This is a genomic window from Sphaerochaeta sp. S2 (assembly GCF_016406725.1).
Taxonomy (GTDB): domain Bacteria; phylum Spirochaetota; class Spirochaetia; order Sphaerochaetales; family Sphaerochaetaceae; genus Sphaerochaeta.
On the sequence record NZ_JAEKNT010000526.1, the window covers coordinates 1 to 10,841 of the forward strand.

General features: G+C 48.3%; 12 protein-coding genes. 11 read left to right on the forward strand and 1 reads right to left on the reverse strand.

Features of this window, described 5'->3' with window-relative positions; all coding sequences use genetic code 11:
* The 7 genes from JF818_RS15460 to JF818_RS15490 form a co-directional block, all read left to right on the forward strand.
* Positions 1-245 (forward strand): hypothetical protein (locus tag JF818_RS15460; protein WP_198892941.1); only part of this gene is annotated, 245 nt, incomplete at its 5' end.
* 3 nt (positions 246-248) lie between these two features.
* Positions 249-794 carry a cob(I)yrinic acid a,c-diamide adenosyltransferase gene (locus JF818_RS15465; protein WP_233067979.1) on the forward strand — a complete coding sequence of 182 codons (546 nt, stop codon included), beginning with the start codon at positions 249-251 and terminating at the stop codon, positions 792-794.
* 92 nt (positions 795-886) lie between these two features.
* Positions 887-1,519, forward strand: a complete 633-nt coding sequence (locus tag JF818_RS15470; protein WP_198892942.1) for a CpsB/CapC family capsule biosynthesis tyrosine phosphatase — start codon at positions 887-889, stop codon at positions 1,517-1,519.
* Between the two features lie 29 nt (positions 1,520-1,548).
* Complete coding sequence (locus JF818_RS15475) at positions 1,549-2,796, forward strand: ATP/GTP-binding protein (RefSeq protein ID WP_198892943.1); 1,248 nt, start codon at positions 1,549-1,551, stop codon at positions 2,794-2,796.
* A 2-nt stretch (positions 2,797-2,798) separates the two neighbouring features.
* On the forward strand, positions 2,799-3,446 hold the full coding sequence (locus JF818_RS15480) for an RloB family protein (protein WP_198892944.1): 648 nt from the start codon (positions 2,799-2,801) through the stop codon (positions 3,444-3,446).
* A 4-nt stretch (positions 3,447-3,450) separates the two neighbouring features.
* Positions 3,451-4,344: a helix-turn-helix transcriptional regulator gene (locus JF818_RS15485; protein ID WP_198892945.1), complete on the forward strand. Its 894-nt coding sequence runs from the start codon at positions 3,451-3,453 to the stop codon at positions 4,342-4,344.
* A gap of 11 nt (positions 4,345-4,355) precedes the next feature.
* Positions 4,356-5,198, forward strand: coding sequence for a carboxylesterase (locus tag JF818_RS15490; RefSeq protein ID WP_198892946.1), 843 nt, complete (start codon positions 4,356-4,358; stop codon positions 5,196-5,198).
* Here JF818_RS15490 and JF818_RS15495 read toward each other — a convergent pair.
* The gene (locus JF818_RS15495) at positions 5,195-5,794 is read right to left on the reverse strand and encodes an HD domain-containing protein (RefSeq protein ID WP_198892947.1); all 600 of its coding nucleotides are present in this window, start codon (positions 5,792-5,794) and stop codon (positions 5,195-5,197) included. The two genes, JF818_RS15490 and JF818_RS15495, sit on opposite strands and share 4 nt — an antisense overlap.
* Before the next feature lie 238 nt (positions 5,795-6,032).
* On the opposite strand from JF818_RS15495, the gene gltX reads away from it, so the two are divergent.
* From gltX to JF818_RS15515, 4 genes are all read left to right on the forward strand, one after another.
* A complete protein-coding gene (gltX, locus tag JF818_RS15500; RefSeq protein ID WP_198892948.1) occupies positions 6,033-7,514 on the forward strand; it encodes a glutamate--tRNA ligase in 1,482 nt (493 codons plus the stop codon).
* 4 nt (positions 7,515-7,518) lie between these two features.
* The gene (locus JF818_RS15505) at positions 7,519-8,847 is read left to right on the forward strand and encodes a glycine--tRNA ligase (RefSeq protein ID WP_198892949.1); all 1,329 of its coding nucleotides are present in this window, start codon (positions 7,519-7,521) and stop codon (positions 8,845-8,847) included.
* A 4-nt stretch (positions 8,848-8,851) separates the two neighbouring features.
* A complete protein-coding gene (tyrS, locus tag JF818_RS15510; protein ID WP_198892950.1) occupies positions 8,852-10,108 on the forward strand; it encodes a tyrosine--tRNA ligase in 1,257 nt (418 codons plus the stop codon).
* Positions 10,109-10,152: 44 nt separating this feature from the next.
* A partial coding sequence (locus JF818_RS15515; RefSeq protein ID WP_198892951.1) for an ABC transporter substrate-binding protein occupies positions 10,153-10,841 on the forward strand: 689 nt, incomplete at its 3' end.

Below are 10,841 nucleotides of genomic sequence, written 5' to 3' on the forward strand. Positions count from 1 at the left end.
AAGCAGGGCAGCTTAGCAGTGGGTACAATGCATCATTGATGCTTGCTGCCTTGGGAGAACTTCAGGCGTCTGTAGATCTTATGAACGCTGTGTACAACTCAACAGGTGATAAGCGCGCCCATGATACGCTCCTGATCCTGCAGCAAGCATTAAGCCAGGACCAGCTTGCCAAGAGGCAGATAAGCGGGGACTCGGTGGATGATGGACAGGGTGTAACGATGACTCAATATATGGTAATGGAGTAGCAATTGAAAGCAATACAATCCTCTCTGATTCTAATTTATACGGGTGATGGGAAGGGCAAGACCTCTTCTGCGATGGGACAGTTGATTCGTGCCTTGGGTCACGGTGCACGTTGTGCAGTTGCCCAGTTCATCAAGAAGGACCCCGCTCTTCTTGATAGCGGTGAGTACCGCATCCTCAAGCAGCTTGAGGTACCTTGGAAACAGTTTGGTGCTGGGTTTTCCTGGGAAGGGGACAACAATGCAAAGAATGCTGAGTTGGCAAAGAAAGGATGGCAGCAGGTGAAGCGTTGGATTTCTTCCGCTTCCTATGATCTGATTGTCCTAGACGAATTCACCTACACGCTTTCCCTTGGATACCTTGACTGTGAGGAAGTCTGTCACTGGCTTGCAGACCATAAGAACAAGGAAGGGTTCCCCCATATTGTCATCACGGGGAGAAATGCTCCACCCCAATTGATATCTGTCGCAGACATGGTCAGTGAACTGACTGAGATAAAGCATCATCTCTCTGGTGCAAAGCGCTCTGCACAACCAATGATTGAATTTTAGCCACTGTTTGATAGCCTAATTCTTTGCAATGCTCCTTTTATCCTTTCACATTTTCAAGATTCCGGATATAATCACGGCAAGGAGTTTTGTCTATGGGTATCTGTGATATGCACTGCCATCTTCTGCCTGAGATTGACGATGGCTACCTCTCACGAGAACAGTTCATCCGTATGCTGAATCTCTATCAGCTCTCAGGCGTCACAGCAATAGCATTTACTCCCCATATCTACAATCCGTATGTGACAACAAACGTTTCAAAGCTGAGAGAGACCTACGAGTGGGCAAAGAAAGAATCCCAGGCCTTGGGAATAAAGACCTACTTGGGCAGTGAACTCTATGTTGGTGAGCAGGAGACCCTCAAGACTGTTCCCATCGATGGGAGGTTTGCGTTGGTGGAGTTCGGGCTCTCCCTGCCACCACCCAGATTGTTGGAACGGTTGCAGCAACTTACTGAGATGCATTATCGTCCACTCATAGCGCATGTTGAACGGTATCTTTGGTTGAACCCAAAGAGTGCAATGTTGCAACGTTTGCGCTCTCTCGGTTGTTTACTACAGACAAACGTTGAAGCTGTGGAGAGCGGACTTTCGCTTCCCTATTTGGAACTTGGCTTGATTGATGTGATCGCCACCGACAATCATGGCGATGAAACCCTTCCGGCCCGTTTGATGGATGCAATTGAGAAATGGCCATCAGTGGGACGGAGTATGCAAAATCTTTGGTGAATCCACCTATGGGTATGAGGAGGTAGCGTATGCTGCTGGATATGACTATTGCGAACTTCAAGTCCGTAAAGTCTGCGCAAACCATTTCTTTTGAAGCTGTCAGGGATAATAGGTTCCCTGAGTCAAAAGTTGTCGAAGTCACTGAGAAACTGAAGCTTATCAAGACAGCAGCCATTGTAGGTCCCAATGGAGCTGGAAAGAGCACTTTTGTACGTGCGCTTGAAGCGTTGAAAGGTATTGTATGTGCTGCAGAAGAGACGGAGAACCCTCTCCAGATTCTCAGTGGTACATCATTCGCCTATTCCGAGGAAAAGGGACAGCCAGCAACCATTATCATCAGAGTACTGGTAGACCGTGATGAAGAGAGTGGCGAGCCAACCATTGCTCAGTATACCTTGGTCAGCGACCGGGAAAAGATTTTCGAGGAATCCCTCTATCATCTCATTGGTCGTTCAAAAAGAATGATGTTTGAAAGGAAGGTTGATGAGAACAGTATCCTCCTCGATGATCAAGAACTGACCTACAAGTATCGCTGGGGCAAGATGTATCGTGGAGATAAGAAGCGATTGGTTGGGAAGGTTGACGAGAAGCACTCATTCCTGGGGGCTTCTGCCCAGAAGGGCAGTGATACCACCTCTTTGCTCTATGCCTGGTTGAGTGACAGCCTGCATCTGCTTCCCATGGGTGTTTCAAACATCAGTGAGAAATATCTCATTAACCGTTTGACTGAACATCCTGAGTGGGTCCAGCAGTTGATCAACTTCCTTTGGAGTGTTGATATCACTGATATTCGTGACATCAGGGTCAAGGATGAGAGAATCATCTTTGTCCATACCAACGTAACACAACACTATGCCTCCTATTTCTCTTTGGAGAGTTTGAGTCTCAGACGCCTGTGTCTTATGGGTGTAGCCTTTTTTGATGCCTTCACCCGGAACCAGACACTGGTGATCGATGACTTCGGCATGCTGTTGCATCCTGATGTTCTCTGTCACGTTGTGGAAATATTTGAGGCAAGCAACCTGGGCTATGGTTCCCAGATGCTTGTGGTTGATTGCAATCCCTCCCTGCTCAAGCCGGGATTGCTCAGGCGTGATGGTGTCTACTTTGCTGAGAAAAACAGTGAGAGTGCCACCGTATACTTCAGTCTGGCCAATTTCAAGTATTCAAGAAGCAAGGACAAGACGCAGAGTCAGTACATGAATGGAGCATTCGGAGCTCTTCCGATTCTCTCGGAGTTCTCTTTTGTGGACACAAGCAAGGATAAGGAGGAGTAATAATGGCACGAAAACGCATATCCCAAAAACCACGCAGGACCGTACTGGTGGTGACAGCAACCGAGGCAGAAGCCCTCTACTTTTCCCAAATGCGCAAGGACTGCCGTTATGCAAATATGACGGTGGTATGGGAACCTGATTACAAGGATCTTGCCCACTTGATCACCTTGGCCGGGCAGATGCGGAACAAGGAGAAGTACAGCAGTGTATGGTTGGTCTTCGGTTTTGCAGACCTGAATGTCTCTGTACAGGACGTAAAGAAAGCAATGCCCCTTGCAGAGAAGAAAAAGGTTCGTCTGGCTTGGAACAATCCATCCCTGCCTCTTTGGTATCTACTTCACTTGCAGACTCCAAAGGGCTTCGTGAATGATCCTGCTCTGATCGAGAGCGCACTCTCCAAGCAATTTCCTGGCTTCAGAGGTGATGCCTCCTATCTTTTGGATGAAGGACTTGACCTGCATCTCAAACTTTATTCAGCGAAGTCGAAGGCTGCCGTGAATGCATCTTCCTATAATGCACTCACAACATCGCAGGTGGGGTTGGCCCCAACCAACATGGTGGCATTGTTGAATGATATCACCGATATTTGCGGGTTGGCTGATCTGACACACAATCAGAAGCGCCTGGGCCTGAACAAGAATAAAGGATAGGAGAGTGAGCGGAATCCTGCTACTGGTCTACATGCTTGCGTTCGGTCTAGGGTGTATGACATTGGCCTTGGCCATTGTGTATCGTCTTGCGAACGCAAAGCGATGGGCAACCTATTTTATTATCTGTCATGCATCCCTTCTGGGATGTATGATGCTCTTGGCACTACAGGTGCTCAGCCAAATGTTCCTCAGTGGAGTTGCCTATACGGTAGTTTCGATCATCATCACTTCAGTGTTTCTTGCTGATCTTGCCTTCCTTATCGTCTTTATCCCGTACTTCACAACCTGGGTGATAGCTCATCCGTGGAGAAATCCATACAAAGGATTGTTTTTTTCCCTTGCTGCCATCTACCTTGGATTGGGAATTGCACGGGAGATTACGGGAAAGATGGTATTGGACCAGGCGATGCTTTTTGTGTTTGTTTTCGTCATGGGCTTCAGCTTGATAGTCATGATGCGGAACATCAAGACGATTGAGAACAAGACCGCCAGAGCTTCAGCGCTTGCCATCATTATCGTGAGTGCTTCAATGGTTCCGGCAATTCTGTTGGCTCTCTTCTTTCCTGCGCTTAAGCCCTTTCTTTTTGGTGTGTACTTCCTTGCACTTTCCATCACGATCATGACATTCCTGTTCATCACATTCGTAAGGATTGGCCGTGATGATGGAAATCAGAAGCCAAAGACTGAATTGAGCCTTGGTGATCTTGAGGAGTATCATATAACGGAGAGAGAATTCTCGGTCATACAGTTGATCAGCAGAGGTCTGACCAATAAGGAGATTGCCAGTGAGCTGGGGATCAGCGCAAATACGGTGAACAACCACGTGGCAAACATCTATGGGAAGACCCAGGTCAGGAGCCGCATCGACTTATTGAACCTTTTGAAACAGAGTTGGTAGGAGGAAGCTTTATGCATATAACCTATGAAATACCCGATTTTTCAGCAAAGCACTATCAGGACCAGTCTCCAGTGAGAAAAAGTGCCAGGGCATGGGCAATGGTCCATGACGAGATAGCAGAGCAGGCTGTGTTGCTCTGTCATGGATACACTGGATATCCTGGGGAGCTGATCAGGCCAGGTATTGATCTCTTTGAGAAGGGGTATGATGTCTATTGTCCCCGTTACCCGGGTCATGGTACAAGCAACAAGGATTTTCTTTCTTCCAAGGCAGAGGATTGGATTGGAACTGCGTATGATGCCTATGCTCATCTTTCCAGTAGGTATGAGAAGGTTTCTGTGGTTGGTCACTCCATGGGCGGAGCCATCGCCACCATTATTGCTGATGCATTTTCTGCCGATACGTTGGTTTTGCTTGCTCCGGCTCTGGTGATTCCTGCAATCCCGAGGAAGACCATTTGGTTGCTGAAGCATTTTATCAAGAAACGCAAAGTCTCTTGGCAGGGTGATCCAGAATACCACTTCTACTATGAGGGAGATCCCGATGACGATGCATATCTGGGATCACAGTATTGGTCATATCAGTTTCCATCAGGAATTTGGGAGTTGGAACGGGTTCGAAAGCAAGCGGTTGCCTGCATCGATCACCTAGGATCGGATACATTGGCTATCAGCGGGGGAAAGGATCCCACCATTCCCCAGGAAGCCTGCATTCTGGTAACCAGCAAGAGCAAGGGTATAAACAAACATCTACACATTGAGGATATTGGACATCTCATGCCTTACGACAAGAATCAGAAGGCGCAGGATAGGGCAATGGCTGCGGTGGTTTCCTGGATTGAAGGAGAACGTTAGGAACGTTTGAATCGTTGGCTATATTCGTAGACTGCAGCAATCTTGTCGCTGAGACTTACGATGAAACTCTCCCGATATCTGGGAAGAGAGAGGGTCTTTGGGAACATATGCTTGACGATGATGTCAGCTTCCTTTGCATTCACTGTGAAGTACTTCTGTGCATTCTCCAAAGCGATATAAGGGTGTTCTTTTCCGTGTGATGAACGCTTCTCATCCTGGCTCTTTCGTTCCCTCCAGTCATAGAGGAAGAAGTCATGGAGCAATCCTCCCCGTGCTGCAGCGTGATAGTCCAAGCCTAAAGCCTTGCTGATACGGTATGAGATGTAGCTTACCCTGGTGACATGGTCATAGATATGACCTGCATGATGATGATACTCTTTCAGTTTGAGGAACTCCTCATGGGCAAGAATATCACTTACCAGCAGTTCATGCTCGCGAAGATAACGTGGTCTGCAGGTTCGTCGGATGTTGTAGGCGAGTAGAAAACTGATAAGGGAAAAGAGCAGGAACAACAGTTCAGTTGGGAAGCTGGAGAACTGATTGAATGGGCTGAGATATTTTGAAGTGTATAACGTGGTAAATAGGGTAATAGGCAACCTAAACAGGTTTGTGAGGGAGGTATTTCCCCCTGCAAAAAAGGCTGGTATTGTTGGGTTGATCAGTATTGTGTTCCTCCGTTCAATTGAGTGTACCGTATCGAAATACACCAAGAAGGTCAACAGGAAAGCCCACTATTGGGACACGTGTCTAAATACTGGACTCCTGTCCTGTCATCTGTGTTGCTATAATCTCTGATTTACGGTACAACAGTAGCATTGAGAGGAGTGTATCCTGATGGAAGTACGAGTACGCTATGCACCTTCTCCGACCGGTTTGCAACATATCGGTGGGGTAAGGACCGCATTATTCAACTATTTCTTTGCCCGTGCAAACGGAGGCAAGTTCATTTTACGTGTGGAAGACACCGATCGTGAGCGATACAGTGATGAGTCCTTGCAGGACTTATATGACACGCTCGAGTGGTTGGGTGTTACATGGGATGAGGGTCCCGTGGTCGGCGGAGATTATGGTCCCTATATCCAAAGCGAGCGTTTCGACCTGTACAAGCAGTATGCTGAGAAGCTGGTAGATGAAGGCAAGGCCTATTACTGCTACTGTACTCCCCAGCGGTTGGAAGCCTTGCGTGAACAACAACAGAAAGAGAAGAGCAAGCAGCAGGGATATGACCGCCATTGCCGTAATCTTACCGCCGAACAGCGTAAGGCGTATGAGGATGAAGGCATCAAACCCGTCATTCGTTTGAAGGTGCCCTCTGAGGGCAAGACAACCTTCCACGATGTGCTCATGGGAGATATATCTAGAAAGAACAAGGATGTCAGTCCTGATCCTGTACTGCTCAAGAGTGACGGATTTCCCACCTACCATCTGGCAAACGTCATTGATGACCACATGATGGGTATTACGCATATCATGAGGGCACAAGAGTGGATTCCCTCAGGTCCTCTGCACATCATTCTCTATGAAGCTTTTGGTTGGGAGCCTCCCTTGTATTGCCATCTGCCGATGGTTATGGGCAAGGACGGACAGAAGCTCAGCAAGCGTCACGGCTCGACAGCTGTGAGGGAGTTCCGAGAGAAGGGATACCTCCCTGAGGCCTTGATGAACTATGTGAGCATGGTAGGATGGTCCTACGATGGACAGAGGGAGTTTTTCAGCAAGGAAGAACTTGAACAACTCTTCACTCTGGAGAAGATAAACAAGGCTCCTGGGATATTTGACTACAAGAAACTTGATTGGTTCAATGGACAGTATATCCGTCAGAAAGGGGATGAAGAGCTCTTGGGGATGTTGCTTCCCTACATGGAGAAAGCTGGATTTGTCACGCTTCCCCTACAGGAACATGTGAAGCGCGACATGCTTGCTCTCACTGTAGTGAGCAAGGAGCGGCTGAAGGTACTCAGTGACATTGTAGATCTGAGTAGGTTCCTCTTTGAGACACCCACCTATGAGGATGTGAATTTGTTCGCTGCCAAAAAGGTGGACCTGGCTACTGCAACCCTTGCCTTGGAGAGAGCTTATACAAAGCTTAAGGAAGGGTTTGAAACAGGCAAGGAGCAAGAGGAAATTGAAGCGGATATTGCTTCCCTGGCCGATGAAATGGATATCAAGGTGAACGGGGTATTCATGCCCCTGAGGGTTGCCCTCACCGGTAGTACGGTTAGCCTTCCATTGTTTGACTCGATCAAACTATTGGGCCAGGAAGAGACATATAAAAGAATTGAAACAGCGTTGGACGTGCTGAAGAGAGAGGTATAAGCAAATGGCAGAAGTAACGATGGATAAGATTGTCTCCTTATGTAAGCGACGTGGATTTATTTTTCAGTCAAGTGAAATTTATGGTGGCTTGAATGGCGCTTATGACTACGGGCCACTGGGAGTTCAGCTGAAAAACAATATCCGCGATTTCTGGTGGAAAGAGATGACCCAGATCCATGATGATATCGTAGGATTGGATGCCTCCATCCTCATGCACCCCCGAGTCTGGGAAGCGAGTGGGCATGTGTCCAACTTCAGTGACCCCATGGTTGACTGCAAGCAGTGCAAGTCTCGATTCCGTGCCGATCAGATTGATCTCGGCGGCGCTTGTCCTACCTGTGGTACCCGCGATAGTTTTACTGAACCAAGGAATTTCAACCTGATGTTTGCGACTCACATTGGCGCAAATCTGGACGGAGGTTCCACAATCTACCTTCGGCCTGAGACTGCACAGGGAATCTATGCAGATTTCAAGAATGTGGTATCCTCAAGCCGTGTGAAGGTTCCCTTCGGAATTGCACAGGTAGGCAAGTCCTTCAGAAACGAAATCACCACGAAGAATTTCATCTTCCGTTCTTGCGAATTCGAGCAGATGGAGATGCAATGGTTCTGCAAACCCGGGACCGATGAGGAATGGTTCGGCTATTGGCGTGAACAGCGGATGGCTTTCTATCATAAGATGGGTATCAAGCCAAGCAGCCTCAGGTGGCATCAGCATGGCCCAGACGAATTGGCATTCTATGCAAAGGATGCCTATGATATTCAGTTCCTCTTCCCCATGGGCTGGCAGGAGCTTGAAGGTGTCCATAACCGGACCGATTACGACCTTGGACAGCATCAGGAGTTCAGTGGAAAAGATCTCACCTATCTCGACCCTGAGAATAACCAGCGCTATATCCCTTATGTTGTGGAAACCTCGGCTGGCTTGACCCGTAATGTATTGATGGCACTGAGTGATGCATATGAGGAAGAGACATTGGAGGGTGGGGATGTCAGGACGGTGCTGCACTTCCATCCGAACATTGCTCCTGTAACTGTTGCGGTCCTTCCTCTGGTCAAGAAGGACGGAATTGCGGAATTTGCATCCAAGCTTGAAAAGGAACTGAGAGATGACTTCTCAACCTTCTTTGATGTCAGTGGCGCTATCGGGCGTAGATATCGAAGAATGGATGAGATCGGCACCCCGTACTGTGTTACCGTTGATTACCAGACTCTGGAAGACAATACGGTCACCCTTCGATACAGGGACAGTATGGAACAAAGCAGGGTAAGCATCTCGGATTTGGTTGCCACAATCAAGGAAGCAAACAAAGCATACAAGCGAGTGGAGTAGTACAATGAATAAAGCATTACAGACCCTGATCGATCGAGGGTTCGTCAAAGCATGTACCGATTATGATGCGCTCAGTGACCTGATGGATGCAGGCCCTGTAACGTTCTATGTAGGTGCAGATCCAACCGGCAAGAGCCTTCATATCGGTCATATGGTGCCGTTCTTTGCCATGCACCATCTGCAGAACGCAGGGCATAATCCAATCGCACTTGTCGGTGGTGGCACTGCCATGATCGGGGACCCCTCAGGAAAGACCGAGATGCGAAGGATGCTCACTGTTGAGCAGATCCAGAAGAACTGTGCCTCCATCAAGGAACAGCTGGGTACCGTTGTTGACTTTAGCGAGCAGCCGGAGGGTGGAAAAGGAAAAGCTGTTGCATTGAATAATGCAGACTGGCTCAATGGATTGAATTATATCACCTTCCTCCGTGAGATCGGAAAGCATTTCTCGGTGAACAGGATGCTCACCTTTGAATCATACAAGCAGCGTCTCGAGCGTGGACTTTCCTTCATTGAGTTTAACTATCAGCTTCTGCAGTCCTACGATTTCCATATCCTCAATCGTGATCATGGCTGCCGCCTTCAGATTGGAGGTGATGATCAGTGGGGGAATATTGTCAGTGGTATCGAGTTGATCAGAAAACTTGGTGGTCCTGAATGCTATGGTTTGACATTCAACTTGATCACCCGATCTGATGGACACAAGATGGGCAAGAGTGAGAAGGGTGCGGTTTTCCTCGACCCCGAACTCTTCAGCGCCTATGATTTCTACCAGTACTGGAGAAATGTCAACGATGCAGATGTGGTAAGGTTCCTTAAGCTCTTTACCTTCCTCTCTCTTGAGGAGATTGCCCAGTATGAGGGCGAGAACGTCAACATCAACGATGCAAAAGACCGTCTTGCCTATGAACAGACAAAGATCATTCACGGGGAAGAGGAAGCCGAAAAGGCCCGAACAGCAGCGAAGGCAATGTTCAATGGAGCCAACCTGGGCATTGATGGCCGCGAAGGCATGCCTACACTGACCATCAGCAAGGCAGAGCTGGACTCGGGTATTGGTGTGCTGGATCTATTCAGCCGGACTGACTTGGCTGCAACCAACAGTGATGCCCGCCGATTGGTAACAGGTGGAGGCGCATGGATTGGTGAACAACGTATTGAGAATCCCAAGACACTCATTGACTCATCCTATCTGGATGAGTATGGGGAATTGATTCTCCGTGCTGGAAAGAAGCGGTATTTCCGTATCAGTGTAGAATAAGTGAAGGAGGGGGATTACCCCCTCTTTCCATAGGGAGATATGTGATGAAACACAAAATCAGTCTTGTTTTCGTAGCCCTGCTTGCCATGGTGGCAATTGGGGCACAGCCGGTTGCTGAGACTCCGGTTGACTCGCCATTGGAAGTTCAGTTCGCTGTCATGGCCGGGCCTACTGGATTTTCTTCTGTTGCCCTGAATGAGAATGGTGGAAGAATCACCGAAGACATTCAGATTGCAATGCAGGTATTCCCTTCCCCCAATGAAGTGGTTGCCCGACTGGCCAATGGGGAGCTCGATTTTGCCTGTCTTCCTTCCAATCTTGCTGCAAATATCTACAACAAGGGAGTCAAGATAAAGCTTGCTGCAGTTATCGGTAACGGGATGCTCAGCGTAGTTTCCAGTGATGGGTCGGTTCAAGGTGTGGACGATCTGCTAGGAAAAACAGTACATGTACCCGGCGCTGGATCCACTCCCGACCAGATGGCTCAACTATTGCTCAGGGAAGCCGGGCTAGAGGCTGGAGTGGATGTAATCCTTGACTATTCTGTAGCCAGCCCAGCACAGCTTGCACAGCTGACCATTGCAGGAAAGGTATCCTTGGTCATGTTGCCTCAGCCGTTTGTTTCCATGATTCTCAATGGGAGCAAGCTCGCAACAGAAGTTGTTGATGTCCAAGCGCTCTATGAGGAACTTTCTGGAGTTGCAAACTATCCAATGAGTGTTATGGTGGTAAG

Bases quoted from the DNA above. Each gene is read 5' to 3' on its own strand.
- JF818_RS15470 (WP_198892942.1), top strand. From the start codon at position 887: ATGGGTATCTGTGATATGCACTGCCATCTTCTGCCTGAGATTGACGAT.
- JF818_RS15475 (WP_198892943.1), top strand. From the start codon at position 1,549: ATGCTGCTGGATATGACTATTGCGAACTTCAAGTCCGTAAAGTCTGCG.
- JF818_RS15480 (WP_198892944.1), top strand. From the start codon at position 2,799: ATGGCACGAAAACGCATATCCCAAAAACCACGCAGGACCGTACTGGTG.
- JF818_RS15490 (WP_198892946.1), top strand. From the start codon at position 4,356: ATGCATATAACCTATGAAATACCCGATTTTTCAGCAAAGCACTATCAG.
- gltX (WP_198892948.1), top strand. From the start codon at position 6,033: ATGGAAGTACGAGTACGCTATGCACCTTCTCCGACCGGTTTGCAACAT.
- JF818_RS15505 (WP_198892949.1), top strand. From the start codon at position 7,519: ATGGCAGAAGTAACGATGGATAAGATTGTCTCCTTATGTAAGCGACGT.
- tyrS (WP_198892950.1), top strand. From the start codon at position 8,852: ATGAATAAAGCATTACAGACCCTGATCGATCGAGGGTTCGTCAAAGCA.